This is a genomic window from Pseudomonas sp. NPDC089408 (assembly GCF_044749445.1).
Lineage (GTDB): Bacteria > Pseudomonadota > Gammaproteobacteria > Pseudomonadales > Pseudomonadaceae > Aquipseudomonas.
In genome coordinates, this window is record NZ_JBIVHY010000001.1 from 49,239 (window position 1) to 66,800 (window position 17,562).

Here is a 17,562-nt window from a genome sequence, read left to right on the forward strand (position 1 = left end):
ACTGAAACGTAATACCGGAACTTCAATTCAAACTCGACAAGGGCCTTGCCGGTGCACTCAACGATCAGCATCACGTAGTGAGCCTTGTGAACATTGTTGATTGCGTAGGCCAGTTGACGACGGCCCCAGTCTTCCAGGCGGTGGATCTTGCCACCATCTTCTTCGATCAGCTTGGTGTAACGCTCAACCATGCCGCCGACTTGTTCGCTCTGGTCCGGGTGAACCAGGAAGATGATTTCGTAATGACGCATGAATGCTCCTTACGGGTTAGTAGTCTGCCAGTGAATCTGGTCAGACAAGGAGTGAATGACACTGTATGTCTTGCACGGAGGGGAGGCACATGAGCGCCTGCCAGCTCGGCAAGGGGCGCAATTGTAGAGAAGCCGGGGCGTACAAGCAAGGTGATTGGTGAATATTTGAACAGCCTGAAACATATTCACAAGCTGATGGCCTCTTCGCGGGTAAACCCGCTCCTACAGGGGAACGCAATCCCTTGTAGGAGCGGGTTTACCCGCGAAGAGGCCGGTACAAGCTGAAGATCAGCGCTTGGCCTGCCGCTGACGCACGGCTTCAAACAGGCAAACCCCGGTCGCCACCGACACGTTCAGACTGCTGACACTACCGCCCATCGGCAATTTCACCAGGAAATCGCAATGGTCGCGGGTCAGCCGGCGCATGCCCTTGCCTTCCGCGCCCATGATCATCACCAGCGGACCGGTCAGGTCCTGCTGGTAAATCTCCTGCTCGGCTTCGCCGGCAGTACCGACCACCCACAGGCCACGCTGCTGCAACTTCTCCAGGGTGCGCGCCAGGTTGGTCACCGCCACCAGCGGGATCACCTCGGCGGCGCCGCAAGCAACCTTGCGCACCACCGGGGTGAGGGTGGCCGACTTGTCCTTGGGCACGACCACTGCCGTGGCGCCGGCCGCATCGGCGGTACGCAGGCAGGCACCGAGGTTGTGCGGGTCGGTCACACCGTCCAGCACCAGGATCAGCGGCGGCGTTTCAGTGCGTTCGAGCAGTTCTTCGAGCATCAGCTCGCCCCACACCTGGCTCGGGCTGATCTCGGCGACCACGCCCTGGTGCACGCCTTCGACCCAGGCATCCATCTCGCGGCGCTCGGCCTGGCCAACCGCCACGCGGTTTTCTGCGGCCAGGGCCAGCAGCGCCTGCAGGCGTGGCTCGCTGCGCCCTTCCGACAGCCAGATCTGCTTGACCCGTTTCGGATGGTGCTGCAGCAACGCCTGCACGGCGTGCACGCCGTAGATCTTTTCCAGCTGACTCATGACTTGCTCTTGCTCTTGCGTGGCGCACCGGACTTCGGCGGGCCTTTACGATGCTTGGTCGGCTTGCCGGAGCCGGACGACTTGCCGCCTTTCTCCGACTTGCTGCCGGCGCTGCTGCGCGCGTCGGTCATCAACGCCTTCTTCATTTCGCGGCTTTTACGCACCTCGGCGTTACGCTGCACAGCATCTTTCGGGAAGTACGCCTCGGACGCTTCGCTCTTGCGGCTGCGCGGTTTGGGCGTGGCCTTCGCTTCGGTTACCGGCTGTTGCTCAACCTTGTCGGCTGCAGGCGCGGCACCGCGCTGCTTGCGACCGATCGGTGCGGCCAGGGTCTTGTCAGCCACCTCGAAGTCGATCTTGCGCTCGTCCAGGTCGACGCGCATGACCTTGACTTCGATGGTGTCGCCCAGGCGGAAGCTGCGCCCGGTTCGCTCGCCGGACAGGCGGTGGTGCACCGGGTCGAAGTGGTAGTAGTCACCCGGCAGCGCACTGACGTGCACCAGGCCTTCCACATAGATGTCGGTCAGTTCGACGAACAGGCCGAAACCGGTCACCGCGGTAATTACGCCAGGGAAGGTCTCGCCCACGCGGTCCTTCATGAACTCGCACTTGAGCCAGTTGACCACGTCACGGGTGGCTTCATCGGCGCGGCGCTCGGTCATCGAGCACTGCTCGCCGAGTTGCTCGAGGGTGTTCTCGTCGTACGGGTAGATACGCGCCTTGGGGATGCTCATGGCGCCGGCACGCTTGACGTGCGGGGTATCGACCTTGGAACGGATGACACTGCGGATGGCGCGGTGCACCAGCAAGTCCGGGTAACGACGGATCGGCGAGGTGAAGTGGGTGTACGCCTCGTAGTTCAGGCCGAAGTGGCCGTTGTTCTCGGTGCTGTACACGGCCTGGCTCAGCGAGCGCAGCATCACCGTCTGGATCAGGTGGAAGTCCGGGCGCCCGGCGATGCTCGCCAGCAGGGCTTGGTAGTCCTTCGGCGACGGGTCCTTGCCCTTGTGCAGGCTCAGGCCCAGCTCGCCGAGGAAGGCGCGCAGTTTTTCCAGGCGCTCCGGCGGCGGGCCGTCGTGCACGCGGTACAGGGCTGGCACGCCGTGCTTCTGCAGGAACTCGGCAGTGGCGACGTTGGCCGCCAGCATGCATTCCTCGATCAGCTTGTGGGCATCGTTGCGCACGGTCGGGCGGATTTCCGCGATCTTGCGCTGGTCGCCGAAGATTATGCGGGTTTCCTGGGTTTCGAAGTCGATGGCACCACGGGTGTGACGCGCATCCACCAGCACCTTGTACAGGTTGTACAGGTTCTTCAGGTCCGGCACGACCTCTTTGTACTCTTCGCGCAGCGCCTTGCCCTCACGGGTACGTGCGTGCTCGAGCATGCTGCTGACCTTGTTGTAGGTCAGGCGAGCGTGGGAGTGGATCACGCCTTCGTAGAACTGGTAGTCGACCATCTGGCCGGCTTTGTTCATGGTCATCTCACAGACCATGGCCAGGCGATCGACGTGCGGGTTCAGCGAGCACAGGCCGTTGGACAGCTCTTCGGGGAGCATCGGCACCACGCGCTCGGGGAAGTACACCGAGTTGCCGCGCTGCTGGGCTTCGACGTCCAGGGCCGAGCCCAGGCGCACGTAGCTGGACACGTCGGCGATGGCCACATACAGGCGCCAGCCACCGGAGAACAGGCGCAGCTTGCCCAGCGGTTCGCAATAGACGGCATCGTCGAAGTCGCGGGCGTCCTCACCGTCGATGGTGACGAACGGCAGGTGGCGCAGGTCGACGCGCTTCTCTTTGTCCTTCTCTTCTACCTCAGAGCGGAACTTGCGCGCTTCCTTGACCACATCGTTTGGCCAGACGTGCGGAATGTCGTAGCTGCGCAGGGCAACGTCGATTTCCATGCCCGGCGCCATGTAGTTGCCGATGACCTCGACCACGTCGCCTTGCGGCTGGAAGCGCGGGGTTGGCCAGTGGGTGATCTTGATCTCGACGAACTGGCCGATCTTCGCGCCACCGTTGCGCCCGGCAGTGACCAGCACTTCCTGCTGGATCTTCGGGTTGTCCGGGGTCACGTAGCCGATGCCGCCTTCTTCGAAGTAGCGGCCGACCACGCTTTCGTGGGCGCGGGAAATGACCTCGACGATCACGCCTTCACGGCGGCCACGGCGGTCGGTGCCGGAAACCCGCGCCAACGCACGGTCACCATCGAAGGCCAGGCGCATTTGCGACGGGCTCAGGAACAGGTCGTCGCTGCCATCATCGGGGATGAGGAAGCCAAAGCCATCGCGGTGGCCGGAGATACGGCCACAGATCAGGTCCAGCTTGTCTACCGGGGCATAAGTGCCGCGCCGGGTATAGATGAGCTGGCCGTCGCGCTCCATGGCACGCAGGCGGCGGCGCAGGGCTTCGATCTGGTCTTCTTCATACAGACCAAACTCTTTCGCCAGCTCCTCGCGCGCAGCGGGTTCGCCACGGTCGGCAAGGCGCTGCAGGATCAGCTCACGGCTGGGAATGGGGTTGTCGTATTTTTCCGCTTCGCGAGCGGCCTCGGGATCGAGGGATTGCCAATCGGCCATCAGAAGGGGTTCACCTTGGGGTATATAGATATGAATTCTGGCATAGGCGTATTGAAACCGGAAATGTCGGCCTTGGACAGCCCCTGCTGCAGTGCATAAACAGCAGGAATAGGCCTGTGGAATCAACAAGTTGAATTTTTTGAAATTTTTTTTGCTCGAGGGGTTTACAGCCCCCCGGACCGTCCGTATAGTGCGCACCACAACGACGGACAAGCCCGAAGTTGTAGTAGAGATTAGCGACGCTGTAAAGCATCAAATAATCTCGAATGTGTGCCCAGGTGGCGGAATTGGTAGACGCGCTGGTTTCAGGTATCAGTGACCGCAAGGTCGTGGAAGTTCGAGTCTTCTCCTGGGCACCAAATATTTTTAAGTAACAGATGACCAAGGATCTGTTACTGCTGTGTGAAAGCGAACGTTTTTCGCCTTCATCAGATGATTCAAAGCTTTGCCCAGGTGGCGGAATTGGTAGACGCGCTGGTTTCAGGTATCAGTGACCGCAAGGTCGTGGAAGTTCGAGTCTTCTCCTGGGCACCATACAAAAAACCCACTAGCTTGCTAGTGGGTTTTTTCTTGCCTGCGATTTTGTCTCGCCCTCCTCGTCTGCCGGGAATGCTCTGGCGCCTAGGAGATCGAGCGCCGCCCGCGCGGCGCATCGCGGATAAATCCGCTCCTACATTTGTTGCAACGTGGCCATGCCTGTGAGGCCATGGTTGTCAGCCGGTTTGCAAGACTCAAGACATGCATCAGGGCAGGCAACCATGGCGTCACAGGTTCGGCACGTTGCAACAAATGTAGGAGCGGATTTATCCGCGATGCGCCGCGCGGGCGGCGCTCGATCTCACAGGCGCAAAAAGGCCCAAGCCGATCTGACCATGAATTTCTCGTCACCCGGCCACTTGAGAAACGATTTCGTTTACCATTGTTTCCAAATATGTAGCCGTAAGCGAGGAAGTACCCGCATGACGATCCGCCCGCAACCGCTGATGCGCACTTTGGCTGCCGCCGTGCTAAGCCTGGTCATCGGCGCTCCGGCCGCCATGGCAGACGCACCGGTCACCCTGACCATGTACAACGGTCAGCACAAGGAAATCGGCGAAGCCATCGCCAAGGCCTATGAGGCCAAGACAGGTATCCACATCAATATCCGCAAGGGCAGCAGCAACCAGCTGGCCAGCCAGATCATCGAGGAAGGCGACCGCTCGCCGGCCGACATCATCTACACCGAAGAGTCGCCACCGCTGAACAACCTTGGCGAGCTGGGCCTGCTGGCGAAGATCGACGACGCCACGCTGAATATGCTGCCCAAGCAATACGTAGGCGCCAACGGCACCTGGATGGGCGTTACCGCACGTACCCGCGTAGTGGTCTACAACCCGAAGAAGATCGACGAAAAAGACCTGCCGACCACCGTCATGGATTTCGCCGACCCCGAGTGGGAAGGCCGCGTCGGTTACGTGCCGACCAGCGGCGCCTTCCAGGAACAGGCGGTGGCCATCCTGAAAATGCACGGCCGCGAAGCCACCGAAGAATGGCTGACCGGCCTGAAAGCCTTCGGCAAGACCTACACCAACAACATGGTCGCGCTGAAGGCCGTGGAAAAAGGCGAAGTTGCCGCGGTGCTGGTGAACAACTACTACTGGTACGCCCTGGAGCGTGAGCGCGGCAAGCTCGACTCCAAGCTGTACTACCTGGCCGACGGTGACGCCGGCAACCTGGTAACCATCTCTGGTGCTGCCGCGGTCAAGGCCAGCAAACACCCGAAAGAAGCCCAGGCCCTGCTCAACTGGATGGCCAGCGAAGAAGGCCAGCGCGTGATCACCCAGACCACCGCCGAATACCCGCTGCACAAGGGCATGGTTTCCGACCGCGGCCTGAAGCCGTTCGAAGAGCTGCGTCCGCCACAGATCTCGCCGGCCGACCTGGGCAATGCCGAGGAAGCCATCGAGCTTGAGCGCGAGGTCGGCCTGCTCTAATGACCGCCGCCCTGTCCCAGCCTGCGCCGGTACGCTTCGTACCGCGCCGCAAGCGCCCTTCCATCTGGGTGCTGCTGCCCGTACTGTTCCTGGTGGCGATGAGCTTGCTGCCGCTGGCCTACGTCGCCATCAAAGCCTGGGAAGCCGGCTGGCGCGAAGCCTTGCACCTGCTATGGCGGCCCTTTGTCTGGGGGCTGATGCGCAACACCCTGCTGCTGATGGTCGGGGTGACGCTGACCTGCATGGTGGTCGGCCTGGCGCTGGCCTGGCTGCTGGAGCGCAGCAACCTCGCGGGCCGCCGATTGTGGGGCGTGGTGTTGTGCCTGCCGTTTGCGGTGCCATCGTTCGTCAGCAGCTTCACCTGGGTGTCGCTTAGCTCCGACTTTGAAGGGCTTGGCGGGGCGATCATGGTCATGGCGCTGTCCAAATACCCACTGGTGTTCCTGCCGGTGGCCGCTACCCTGCGCAACCTCGACACCTCGCTGGAGGAGTCGGCGCGCACCTTGGGCTGCAGCCGCTGGGGGGTATTCGTCAAAGTCACCCTGCCGCTGCTGTGGCCGTCGATGCTCGGCGGCGCGCTGCTGATTGCCCTGCACATGCTGGTGGAGTTCGGCGCACTGTCGATTCTCGGCCTGCAAACCTTCACCACGGCGATCTACCAGCAGTTCGAACTGGAGTTCAGCAACGCCAACGCGGCGATGCTGTCTGCCGTGCTGTTGGCGATGTGCCTGGTGATGCTGTGGCTGGAATTGCGCGTACGCGGCAAGGCCCGCCATGTACGCATCGGCCAAGGCGTGGCACGCCGTGCACAACCAGTGCGGCTGCGTGGCTGGGCGGTGCTGGCGCAACTGTTCTGCGTGGGCCTGGCGGTGCTGGGCAGCGGTATTCCGCTGGCCATGCTCGGTTACTGGCTGAGCGTTGGCTCGTCGGCGGCATTCCCGGTGGCGGCCATCTCCAAGGCGCTGTTCACTTCGCTGTCGGTGTCGCTGGGTGGTGCTGGCTTCTGTGTGCTGCTGGCACTGCCAATCAGCTTCCTGGTGGTGCGCTACAAGGGCCGCCTGGCAATCTGGGCCGAGCGCCTGCCGTACCTGCTGCACGCCCTGCCCGGCCTGGTGATTGCCTTGACCTTGGTGTTCTTCGCCCTGCACTACGTGCCCGCGCTGTACCAGACCACGGCCTTGCTGCTGCTGGCCTATGCGCTGCTGTTCCTGCCGCTGGCGCAGTCGCCAGTGCGCACTGCGCTGAACAAGGCCTCGCCAACGCTGGAAGAGGCCGCTCGAACGCTGGGTGCAAGCAGCTTTGCGGCGTTCTGCCGGGTGACCCTGCCGATCATATTCCCGGCCATGGCCGCGGCTTTCGCACTGGTATTCCTGGATGCCATGAAGGAGCTGACTGCCACGCTGCTGCTAAGCCCGACCGGGATGACCACGCTGGCCACCGAGGTGTGGGCGCACACGGCCAACGTCGAGTTCGCGGCAGCGGCGCCTTACGCGGCGTTGCTCATCGTGGTGTCGGGGTTGCCGGTTTATCTGCTGACTACGCGGATGTATCTGAACAAAGCTTGAGGTGCATGCCTTGGGCTTTGAGGTGGAGCAGAAATCGAGCGCCGCCCGCGCGGCGCTTCGCGGCACAAGGCCGCTCCCACATCTGTTTAAGGCCAGTTACTCCTCCCTCCTTCGCACTCGCACCCTAGGTGCATGGCTGGAAATTGACAAAGAGCAACTTTGTCACCTTCGATATCAAAGGGAACAAACAAGGCGGCCAGAGGTGACCTCAAAGGAAGGACTGGCCCGAAACAGATGTGGGAGCGGCCTTGTGCCGCGAAGCGCCGCGCGGGCGGCGCTCGATCTCACAGGCGCCAGAAAACCCACGACAAACACCCCACCCCAACTCAGGCTCTGAACTGACCTAAGCTGGCCCGCAACTGCGCGGCCAGATCATCCAGTACCTTGCTGCTGGCCGTAGTCTGCATCACCACCTCCGCCGAGCGCTCAGCCTGGGCATGAATGGTTTCTACCCGTCCCCGCACCGCCTGCGCACCGCTCGCCTGCTGCTCGGCGGCGCGGGTAGCCAGGCCAATGGCCGCGTGCACCTGCTCCACGGCCGCTTGCACTGACTGCTGTCGGCGCTCGTTGTCACGCAGCACCAGCAACCCTTCGCCAGCTTTGAGCCCAGCCTGGCTGATGGTGGCCACGGCTTCCTTGGCGCCCTTCTGCAGCGCGGCAATATGCGCCTGGATATCCCCGGTGGAGCTTTGCGTCTTGCTCGCCAGCGCCCGCACCTCATCCGCCACCACAGCAAAGCCACGCCCGGTTTCACCCGCACGGGCCGCTTCGATGGCGGCGTTCAGGGCCAGCAGGTTGGTCTGCTCGGCAATGCCGTGAATCACCGTCAACACCACTTCGATCTGCTCGCTCTGCTTGGCCAAGCGCTCGATCACCTGGGAGCCAGCATCCACCTGCCCAGCCAGGTTCTCGATCAAACCAGCCAGTTGGGTCGAGGTGCGGCTGTTCTCGTCCGTGGCTTGGCGGATATCCACCACTTGCTGCAATGCCGCTTGCATCGCGTGGCTTTCGGCCTGCGCCTCATCGGCCATGCTCGACAGGTCACGCAGGCTGGCTGCCACTTCATCTCGCTGCAGCGCAGCGGCGGCATCGGCACCGGCATTACGCTTGGCCATGGCGCCAATCTCCACGCCCGTGCGCTGCGCCACTTCGCCCGCCTCACGCACGATTGGCTGCAACTTGTCGACAAAGCGGTTCACTGCCGAGGCCATGTCGCCAATTTCATCGCGGCTGTCGAGCGGCACGCGCTTGGTCAGGTCACCCTCGCCCGCCGCAAGGTCATTCAGGGCAGTGATCAACAGGCGCAGCTTGCTCAGTACCCGGCGGCCGAGCACCACGGCCACGACCAGCAGCACACCGAGCCCTACCACCACCAGCCCCAGGCCGATGCGCCAGCGCAACTCGGCAGCGGCCTCGCGCACGGTCTGGGCGGTGTTGGCCTGCATTGCCGCGGCGCTGCCCTGTGCTTTTTCCAGGCGTTCGCGAAGGGTTTTGCCACTGTCGGCGGCAGCACCGACCAGGCTATCGCCAACCAACTGCTCACCACTGGCAATCAACGCCGAAAAGCGTTGGTCGAGGGCCTTGAGCTCCTGTTCGATGCCAGCGGTGGAAACACCCATTACCACCTTGCCGATTTCCGCACCATTGGGGTTGATCGGCGCTTCGACGAAGTACACCGCCGGATCACGGCGGGCTGCGTCAATCACCTTGTCCAGCGCACGCTCGCCCTGGCCTTTCTCCATCAAAGCCTGGTTGATCGGGTTTTGCCGATTCAGGTAGCGGGTCAGGTGCTGGCCCTGAGCATCGTCGTAGACCACGAACAGCACGTTGGGGTTACGCTGGGCGCGACGGGCGAAGTCGGAGAGCACCGGCACGTCGTTGTCCCAGATCGCCCGCGGGGCGACCGAGGCCAGCAGTTCGGCCATGTCGTTGGCGGAATCCTTGAGGTTCTTCTCCAGGGTGCTGCGCAATTGCTGCTGCTCGCTTTGCAGGCGCGTAGACAAACCCGCGCTGAGGCGCTGGCGAGTGCTATTGGACAGGCCGTCAAGGCCCGAGCGTACATCTTGCCCAGCTTGCTCCAGGTCGTTGGCGAGTTGGCGGCTGTCATTACCCAGGCGCTCGCCCAAGTCGGCCTCCAGGGCGGTGACCGTGCTGCGGGTGAGCGCAACGGCAACCAGCACCTGCACCAAAAGAGCGATACCAAGGGCAACAAATACAGGCCGCAAAAGGCGGCTTCGTAACAGTGAGAGGATGGCAGACACGGTGTAACCCTCGTGTTTTCTGGCGCCACTATTTTGATGGCATCGTCAGACGTTTCTTACAGCAAGGGTTGTGCCGGGGGTGGCGGGGATAAGTGCCAAGATTGAGCAATGGGGTTGCCTGTGCTGGCCTCTTCGCGGGTAAACCCGCTCCTACAGGGGATCGCACTCCCTTGTAGGAGCGGGTTTACCCGCGAAGAGGCCAGCACAGGAGAACACAAACAAAAACGCCGCAGCCCCTTTCAGGGCCACGGCGTCAGATCAGCCTGGAGGGCAGATCAGGCGAACGGGTGACGCAGCACGATGGTCTCGTTGCGGTCAGGGCCGGTCGAAATGATGTCGATCGGCGCGCCTACCAGCTCTTCGATGCGCTTGATGTAAGCACGAGCAGCTTCTGGCAGCGCTTCCAGGGTCTTGGCACCCAGGGTCGACTCGCTCCAGCCTGGCATCTCTTCGTACACCGGCTCCAGGCCGATGTAGCTGTCGGCATCGGAAGGTGCGTCGATCACAGCACCGTTCTCGTTCTTGTAGCCAACGCAGATGTTGATGGTTTCCAGGCCGTCCAGTACGTCCAGCTTGGTCAGGCAAATGCCCGAGATGCTGTTGACGTCGATGGCACGACGCAGAATGACGGCATCGAACCAGCCGCAACGACGGGCACGGCCGGTGGTGGAACCGAACTCATGGCCACGCTTGGCCAGGGTAGCGCCAGTCTCGTCAAACAGTTCGGTCGGGAACGGACCGGAACCGACACGGGTGGTGTAGGCCTTGGTGATACCCAGGATGTAGTCGAGGTACATCGGGCCAACGCCGGAACCGGTGGAGATACCGCCAGCCGTGGTGTTGGAGCTGGTGACGTACGGGTAGGTACCGTGGTCGATGTCCAGCAGCGAACCTTGGGCGCCTTCGAACATGATGTCCTTGCCGGCGCGGCGCAGGTTGTGCAGCTCGGCGGTGACGTCGAGCATCATCGGCTTGAGCTGCTCGGCGTAGGCCATGCACTCGTCCAGGGTCTGCTGGAAGTCGATGGCCGGCTCTTTGTAGTAATTCACCAGCTGGAAGTTGTGGTAGTCCAGCAGCTCACCCAGCTTGGCGGCGAAACGCTCGCGGTGGAACAGGTCGCCCACGCGCAGGCCGCGGCGTGCAACCTTGTCTTCGTAGGCTGGGCCGATGCCACGGCCGGTGGTGCCGATCTTGGCTTCGCCACGGGCTTTTTCGCGGGCCTGGTCCAGGGCCACGTGGTACGACAGGATCAGCGGCGCAGCCGGGGAAATGCGCAGGCGCTCGCGCACCGGTACGCCCTTCTCTTCCAGCTTGGTGATTTCACGCATCAGTGCATCCGGGGCAACGACCACGCCGTTGCCGATCAGGCACTGTACGCCTTCACGCAGGATGCCGGACGGAATCAGGTGCAGAACGGTCTTTTCACCGTTGATCACCAGGGTGTGGCCCGCGTTGTGGCCACCTTGGTAGCGCACTACGGCGGCAGCATGTTCGGTCAGCAGATCGACGATCTTGCCTTTGCCCTCATCACCCCACTGGGTGCCCAGGACGACGACATTCTTACCCATTACATTGGTCCTCATTCACGCAAACTTGGTTGCCGGCCTTTGCCGACGCAGAAACTCACTGGGCCAGCGGCAGAACCTGCCAGCGCCCGTCTTGCTGAATCAATTGCCGATCACAATCCGCCTCGAGAGCAGCACTCAACGGCTGGCCAGGCAAAGCCTGGACCACACGCTGGCCCTCGTTGCGCAACTGGCAGACTTGCTGCCAGAGGGCCGCGTCGCCACTGTCCGGCATCCAGATGCCGCCAGTTGGCAATACGACCTCCGCTCGCCCCAGTGTGACCAGGGTCTTCAAATCCGTGGAGAAACCGGTAGCCGGGCGCGCCCGGCCGAAGTCGGCGCCGATGTCGTCATAGCGCCCGCCCTGGGCGATCGATTGACCTTCGCCCGGCACGAACACGGCGAACACCACGCCGGTGTGGTAGTGGTAACCGCGCAGCTCACCGAGGTCGAAGTACAGCGGCAGCTCCGGGTAGCGCGACGCCAGGCGGTCAGCGATCGCCAGCAGGTCGTCCAGCGCGGCCAGCACGCTGGCCGGGGCACGGCCCAGGCGCACGCGGGCTTCGTTCAGCACTTCGCGGCCGCCGCACAGTTCGACCAGCGCACGCAGCATGTTGCCCAGGTCTTTCGGCAGGTCGGCAGTCAGTGCTTGCACTTCGTCGACCGACTTGCGCTGCAGGGCGTCGAACAGCTGCTGCTCGACCGCACCGGACAGGCCGGCAGCACGGGCCAGGCCGCGGTAGATACCGACGTGACCGAGGTCCATGTGCACGTCCGGCACATCGGCCAGTTGCAGCGTGGCGAGCATCAGGCTGATGACTTCGACGTCGCTGGTAGGGCTGGCATCGCCGTACAACTCGGCACCCAGCTGGATCGGGCTGCGCGAGGTGGACAGTGCACGCGGCTGGGCGTGCAGCACGCTGCCGGCGTAGCACAGGCGGCTTGGGCCTTCACGGCGCAGGGTGTGGGCGTCGATACGCGCCACCTGCGGGGTGAAGTCGGCGCGGAAGCCCATCAGGCGGCCGGACTGCGGGTCCACCACCTTGAAGGTGCGCTGATCCAGGTCCTGGCCGGCGCCGGTCAACAGCGACTCCAGGTACTCGATATGCGGGGTAACGACCAGTTCGTAGCCCCAACTCTGGAACAGGTCCAACACCTGGCGGCGCGCAATCTCGATGCGCGCAGCCTCAGGTGGCAGTACTTCCTCGATGCCATCTGGCAGCAGCCAGCGGTCTACCGTTGCCATTACGCCATTTCCCCTCTGGTCCGGGCGGCTTGCCAGCAGGCGAGCCGTCAGTAAAGCCGGTATCGCGCACAGCAGCGGGCAGCACTGATCCCAGCGCAGCCACCGTACCCGACACCCTCGAATTGCCTTGCGAGCTGACCAAACGGTCAATTGGCGCTGTGCCAATCAACCTTGCAGACGCAAAAAAGCCGGGAAATTTCCCGGCTGCCTCATCATACACCCCTTTTCATTCAGGATGCACCCCGCCTGGCGTTTTAGCTGCCAGGCGGGGCGCCGCTGCATGAAAATCAGGGCCTGAGCATCACGGCCTGCTCTTGTCCAGGTAGCGGAAGAACTCGTTCTTCGGGTCCAGGACCAGCACGTCGCTCTTGCTCGAGAAGCTCTCGCGGTACGCCTGCAGGCTACGGTAGAACGCATAGAAATCAGCGTCCTGGGTGTAGGCCTTGGAGTAGATGGCAGCCGACTGGGCGTCGCCGTCACCGCGGGTTTCTTCTGCTTCGCGATAGGCTTCGGCCAGCAGCACACGGCGCTGACGGTCGGCATCGGCACGAATACCTTCAGCCAGCTCGTTACCCTTGGCACGGTGTTCGCGCGCTTCACGCTCACGCTCGGTGCTCATGCGGTCGAATACGCTGCGGTTGACTTCCTTCGGCAGGTCGATGGCCTTGACGCGTACGTCGACCACCTCGATACCCAGCTCCTTGTTGGCCATGCGGTTCAGCGATGCAGTGATGTCAGCCATCAGCGCGTCACGTTCACCGGATACCACTTCGTGCAGGGTACGTTTACCGAACTGGTCACGCAGGCCGCTTTCCAGGCGACGCGACAGACGCTCGTCGGCGATCTGCTTCATGCCGGAGGTGGCAGTGTAGAAGCGTTCGGCATCCTTGACGCGCCACTTGGCGTAGGCGTCGACCATCACCGCTTTCTTCTCCAGGGTCAGGAACCGCTGGGTCGGGGCGTCGAGGGTCATGAGGCGGGCGTCGAACTTGCGCACCTGGTTCACGTACGGAATCTTCACGTGCAGGCCAGGCTGGACATCTGCCTGGACCACCTTACCAAAGCGCAGCATGACTGCACGCTCGGTCTGGGACACGATGTAGAAGCTGTTCCAGGCCACGATGGCCAGGACCACGGCGGCGATCAGGGCGATCAGCGATCTATTGCTCATCAGCGGCTCTCCCTAGTACGCAGCTGCTGCTGTTGCTGTTGCAGGTCCTGCGCGGCACGCGCGGCGGCATCGTTGGCCGATGGCGACACACTGGTGGCTGGCGCGGACGTATTGCGGCTGCCTTCGACCATCTTGTCCAGTGGCAGGTAGAGCAGGTTGTTCTGCCCGTCCTTGGTCGCCACCATGACTTTGCTCGAGTTGCTGTAAACCTCTTGCATGGTTTCGAGGTACAGGCGCTGACGGGTCACGTCAGGTGCCTTGCGGTACTCACCCAGCAGTTTGGTGAAGCGGTCAGCCTCACCCTTGGCACGGGCGATGACCTCGTCGCGGTAACCGTTGGCGTCCTCGATGATGCGCTGCGCCTGACCACGGGCTTCGGGCACCACGCCATTGGCGTAGGACTCGGCCTGGTTGCGGGCGCGCTGCTCGTCTTCGCGGGCACGGATCACGTCGTCGAAGGCTTCCTGCACTTCACGCGGGGCTGCCGCGCTCTGTACGTTGACCTGGGTCACGGTGATACCGGTACGGTAGTTGTCGAGGAAGCGCTGCAGGCGTTCGCGGATATCCACGGCCATCTGCTCACGGCCTTCGGTCAGCACCTGGTCCATCGAGGTGGAACCCACCACGTGGCGCAGGGCACTGTCGGTCGCGTGTTGCAGGCTCACCTCAGGCTGGTCGACGTTGAGCACGAAGTCCTGCAGGTTGCTGATCTTGTACTGGACGGTCAGCGGCACCTCGACGATGTTCTCGTCTTCGGTCAGCATCTGGCCCTGCTTGGTGTAGGCACGCTCACGCGTGACGTTTTCCATGTACTTGCGATCGAACGGCGGGAAGTAGATGTTCAGGCCGGGACCGACCGTCTCATAGTACTTGCCGAAGCGCAGCACCACGGCCTGCTCCTGCTCGTCGACCACGTACACGGCGCTGTACAGCCAGATGGCAGCCAGCACCGCCAGGCCAATGCCCAGCAGGCCAAGGCCACCGCCCTTGCCGACATTGCGGTCACCGCCGCCACGTTTCTTTTTACCGCCGAACATGCCGTTCAGGCTGTCCTGCAGTTTGCGGAAGGCCTCGTCCAGATCCGGCGGACCTTTCTTGTCACCACCACCGCCACCGCCACCACGGCGGCCGCCCCAGGGATCCTGATTGTTCGAGTTGCCACCCGGCTCGTTCCAAGCCATAGCGCTCTCCATCTGATAAAGCAAAGACGCGCCCACGGCGCGCCGTCCAATGCTACAGAATGCCTGTCACTGCTGCCCGGCGACCTCGACGGGCATTTATTGCAAAGTGTGTTGCTCGACAAACACTTGCGGCTCCATGCCTTCGCGGCTGACCAGGCGATTCAGTTCGACCATGGGCAGTCGCACGCTCAGCAGGCTGCGCCCTTCTTCATCATGCTCTTCACCCTGCACCGCCCCCAGGGCAAAGAATTGCGCGCGCAAGCGGGCAAAACGCTGCTCCAGGCAAAGGGTACCGACAAACAGATCTTCCCCCAGCAATTCGGCAATCGCCTGGCCAACCAGCTCCAGGCCACGCCCATCGCGTGCCGATACCCAGACCCGTTCCGGCTTGCCATCGGCATTGCGCTGGATCTGGGGCTCGACATCTTCAAGCAGGTCGAGTTTGTTATACACCTCGAGGATCGGCAAGCCTTCGGCGCCAATCTCGCCCAACACCGCCAATACTTGCTCGATCTGTTCCATGCGCTCAGGCTCATGGGCGTCGATCACATGCACCAGCAAGTCGGAGTTGCTCGACTCTTCGAGCGTAGCCCGAAATGCCTCGACCAGCTTGTGCGGCAGGTGGCGGATGAAACCCACCGTGTCGGCCAGCACGATTGGCCCCAGGTCGTTGAGTTCGAGCCGGCGCAGGGTCGGGTCGAGGGTAGCGAACAACTGGTCCGCGGCGTACACCTCGGATTCGGTCAGGGCATTGAACAGCGTGGACTTGCCGGCGTTGGTATAACCCACCAGCGACACTGACGGGATGTCCGCGCGCTTGCGCCCGCGACGCGCCTGCTCGCGCTGGCTGCGCACTTTCTCGAGGCGTGACTTGATCTGGCGTATGCGCACCCGCAACAGGCGGCGGTCGGTTTCCAGCTGGGTTTCACCCGGGCCGCGCAGGCCGATACCGCCTTTTTGTCGCTCAAGGTGAGTCCAGCCGCGCACCAGCCGCGTGCTCATGTGGTCCAGCTGGGCCAGTTCGACCTGCAGCTTGCCTTCATGGGTACGCGCCCGCTGGGCGAAGATATCGAGGATCAGCCCGGTACGGTCAAGCACACGACACTCGAACACACGCTCGAGGTTGCGCTCCTGACTGGGCGTGAGGGTGTGATTGAAAATCACCAGGTCTACCTGTTCGGCATGGACCAGGTCGTGCAGCTCTTCGACCTTGCCGCTGCCAATCAGGTATTTGGCGGAAGGCTGATGCCTTGTCACCGTGACCAGCGAAACGATGTCGGCACCGGCCGACAATGCCAACTCCTGAAACTCCTGCGGGTCTTCGCGCGCCTCAGGGTTGTGACCTTCCAAGTGAACGAGCAACGCCCGCTCACCACCACCGTGGCGCTCAAAGAACAATGCAGGCTCCTATCAGGCGTTGCCTGGCTCGCTGTCGCCATGTTCGCCGTCGGTCGGGCTTGGCAGGCGGACTGGACGGGCCGGCACCACGGTCGAAATGGCGTGTTTGTAGACCATCTGACTTACGGTGTTCTTCAGCAGCACTACGAACTGGTCGAACGATTCGATCGAGCCCTGCAGTTTGATGCCGTTGACCAGGTAGATGGAAACCGGGACCTTTTCTTTTCTCAAGGTGTTCAAGTAAGGGTCTTGTAGCGAATGCCCTTTTGACATATGCCGCACTCCTGTAAGGATAAATAATAGAAAATCAATAAAATCGATAAATTAGGCCGCCCCTTCGCAAGAATAGACGGCAATCAGCAGGGACTCAGCTCAATATGGAGATGGCCCCAAGGTATTTCAAGGTGCGGGACAGATTGTCGCAGGCCATGCTGTCAAGCCAGTGTACGCCAGGCCAGCCACGCAACCAGGTGAACTGCCGCTTGGCCAGCTGCCTGGTTGCAATGATACCGCGTTCACGCATCTCATTCTCAGTCAGCTTGCCGTCCAGGTAATCCCAGACTTGCCGATAACCCACTGCCCGTATAGACGGTAGCCCGGCGTGCAAGTCACTTCTGGCTCGCAGCGATCGGACCTCGTCAACGAAGCCCTGTTCCAGCATCTGCGAAAATCGTAACGCAATTCGCTGATGCAAAATGTGACGATCTGTAGGAGCAATCGCCAAACTGGCGACAGTATAGGGCAAATGCCCGTCAGCGCCTGCGTCTGCGCCGCGACTTTCCGCGAATTGACGTTGACGATGCGCTGTCATGCTCTCGCCACTCACCCGGTACACCTCCAGCGCCCGGATCAGCCGCTGCGGGTCGTTGGGGTGGATGCGCGCCGCCGACACCGGGTCGACCTCGGCCAGTTGCCGGTGCAGCTCGGCCAGGCCCAGCGCTTCGGCCTGGGCCTCCAGCTCGGCGCGCACCGCGACATCGGCCGCCGGCATGTCGGCCAGGCCATCGATCAAGGCCTTGTAGTAAAGCATGGTACCGCCGACCAGCAGCGGGATCTTGCCGCGCGCAGTGATCTCGGCCATGGCCTCCAGGGCATCGGTGCGGAACTGCGCGGCCGAATAGCTCTCGGCCGGGTCACGAATGTCGATCAGCCGGTGCGGGTGGGCGGCGAGGATTTCTTTCGATGGTTTGGCCGAACCGATGTCCATGCCGCGGTAGACCAGCGCCGAGTCGACGCTGATCAGCTCGCACGGCAGCACGTTGGTCAGTTCGATGGCGAGGTCGGTCTTGCCGGCCGCCGTCGGGCCCATCAGGAATATTGCAGGGGGCTTGCCACTCATT

Annotated in this window: 13 protein-coding genes, 2 tRNA genes and 1 pseudogene; 4 read left to right on the forward strand and 12 right to left on the reverse strand. The window is 62.5% G+C overall.

Features of this window, described 5'->3' with window-relative positions:
- The 3 genes from rpsF to rnr all read right to left on the reverse strand — a co-directional run.
- The coding region (gene rpsF, locus ACIP02_RS00245; protein WP_400612098.1) for a 30S ribosomal protein S6 at positions 1 to 251 on the reverse strand (251 nt) is incomplete at its 3' end.
- Positions 252 to 539: 288 nt separating this feature from the next.
- Entirely contained in the window at positions 540 to 1,286 is a 747-nt protein-coding gene (gene rlmB / locus ACIP02_RS00250) for a 23S rRNA (guanosine(2251)-2'-O)-methyltransferase RlmB (RefSeq protein ID WP_400612100.1), read from the reverse strand.
- Complete coding sequence (gene rnr / locus ACIP02_RS00255) at positions 1,283 to 3,862, reverse strand: ribonuclease R (protein ID WP_400612102.1); 2,580 nt, start codon at positions 3,860 to 3,862, stop codon at positions 1,283 to 1,285. Before rnr ends, rlmB begins: the two co-directional genes overlap by 4 nt.
- 272 nt (positions 3,863 to 4,134) lie before the next feature.
- Here rnr and ACIP02_RS00260 point away from each other — a divergent pair.
- The 4 genes from ACIP02_RS00260 to ACIP02_RS00275 all read left to right on the forward strand — a co-directional run bounded on the left by ACIP02_RS00260 (position 4,135) and on the right by ACIP02_RS00275 (position 7,400).
- Positions 4,135 to 4,221, forward strand: a tRNA-Leu gene (locus ACIP02_RS00260).
- An 88-nt stretch (positions 4,222 to 4,309) separates the two neighbouring features.
- Positions 4,310 to 4,396, forward strand: a tRNA-Leu gene (locus ACIP02_RS00265).
- 425 nt (positions 4,397 to 4,821) lie between these two features.
- Positions 4,822 to 5,835: an extracellular solute-binding protein gene (locus ACIP02_RS00270; protein WP_400612104.1), complete on the forward strand. Its 1,014-nt coding sequence runs from the start codon at positions 4,822 to 4,824 to the stop codon at positions 5,833 to 5,835.
- A complete protein-coding gene (locus ACIP02_RS00275) occupies positions 5,835 to 7,400 on the forward strand; it encodes an ABC transporter permease (protein ID WP_400612106.1) in 1,566 nt (521 codons plus the stop codon). The genes ACIP02_RS00270 and ACIP02_RS00275 overlap by 1 nt, the downstream gene beginning before the upstream one ends.
- A 326-nt stretch (positions 7,401 to 7,726) precedes the next feature.
- Here ACIP02_RS00275 and ACIP02_RS00280 read toward each other — a convergent pair whose 3' ends face one another.
- From ACIP02_RS00280 to miaA, 9 genes and pseudogenes are all read right to left on the reverse strand, one after another.
- On the reverse strand, positions 7,727 to 8,611 hold the full coding sequence (locus tag ACIP02_RS00280) for a methyl-accepting chemotaxis protein (protein WP_400613218.1): 885 nt from the start codon (positions 8,609 to 8,611) through the stop codon (positions 7,727 to 7,729).
- Positions 8,585 to 9,325 (reverse strand): annotated as a pseudogene (locus ACIP02_RS00285) (HAMP domain-containing protein); the annotation flags it as partial. The pseudogene ACIP02_RS00285 and the gene ACIP02_RS00280, both read right to left, overlap by 27 nt.
- Positions 9,326 to 9,936: 611 nt before the next feature.
- Complete coding sequence (locus ACIP02_RS00290) at positions 9,937 to 11,229, reverse strand: adenylosuccinate synthase (protein ID WP_027592535.1); 1,293 nt, start codon at positions 11,227 to 11,229, stop codon at positions 9,937 to 9,939.
- A gap of 55 nt (positions 11,230 to 11,284) precedes the next feature.
- Positions 11,285 to 12,472, reverse strand: a complete 1,188-nt coding sequence (locus ACIP02_RS00295; RefSeq protein ID WP_400612108.1) for an ATP phosphoribosyltransferase regulatory subunit — start codon at positions 12,470 to 12,472, stop codon at positions 11,285 to 11,287.
- 301 nt (positions 12,473 to 12,773) lie between these two features.
- Positions 12,774 to 13,643, reverse strand: coding sequence for a protease modulator HflC (hflC, locus tag ACIP02_RS00300; RefSeq protein ID WP_400612110.1), 870 nt, complete (start codon positions 13,641 to 13,643; stop codon positions 12,774 to 12,776).
- A complete protein-coding gene (hflK, locus tag ACIP02_RS00305; RefSeq protein ID WP_201202868.1) occupies positions 13,643 to 14,824 on the reverse strand; it encodes an FtsH protease activity modulator HflK in 1,182 nt (393 codons plus the stop codon). Before hflK ends, hflC begins: the two co-directional genes overlap by 1 nt.
- Positions 14,825 to 14,920: 96 nt before the next feature.
- Positions 14,921 to 16,222 (reverse strand): ribosome rescue GTPase HflX, encoded by a 1,302-nt coding sequence (gene hflX / locus ACIP02_RS00310; protein WP_201202865.1) that lies wholly within the window; start codon positions 16,220 to 16,222, stop codon positions 14,921 to 14,923.
- Between the two features lie 12 nt (positions 16,223 to 16,234).
- The gene (gene hfq, locus ACIP02_RS00315; protein ID WP_012274457.1) at positions 16,235 to 16,495 is read right to left on the reverse strand and encodes an RNA chaperone Hfq; all 261 of its coding nucleotides are present in this window, start codon (positions 16,493 to 16,495) and stop codon (positions 16,235 to 16,237) included.
- Positions 16,496 to 16,589: 94 nt separating this feature from the next.
- On the reverse strand, positions 16,590 to 17,561 hold the full coding sequence (miaA, locus tag ACIP02_RS00320) for a tRNA (adenosine(37)-N6)-dimethylallyltransferase MiaA (protein ID WP_400612113.1): 972 nt from the start codon (positions 17,559 to 17,561) through the stop codon (positions 16,590 to 16,592).
- Between the last annotated feature and the right edge of the window lies 1 nt (position 17,562).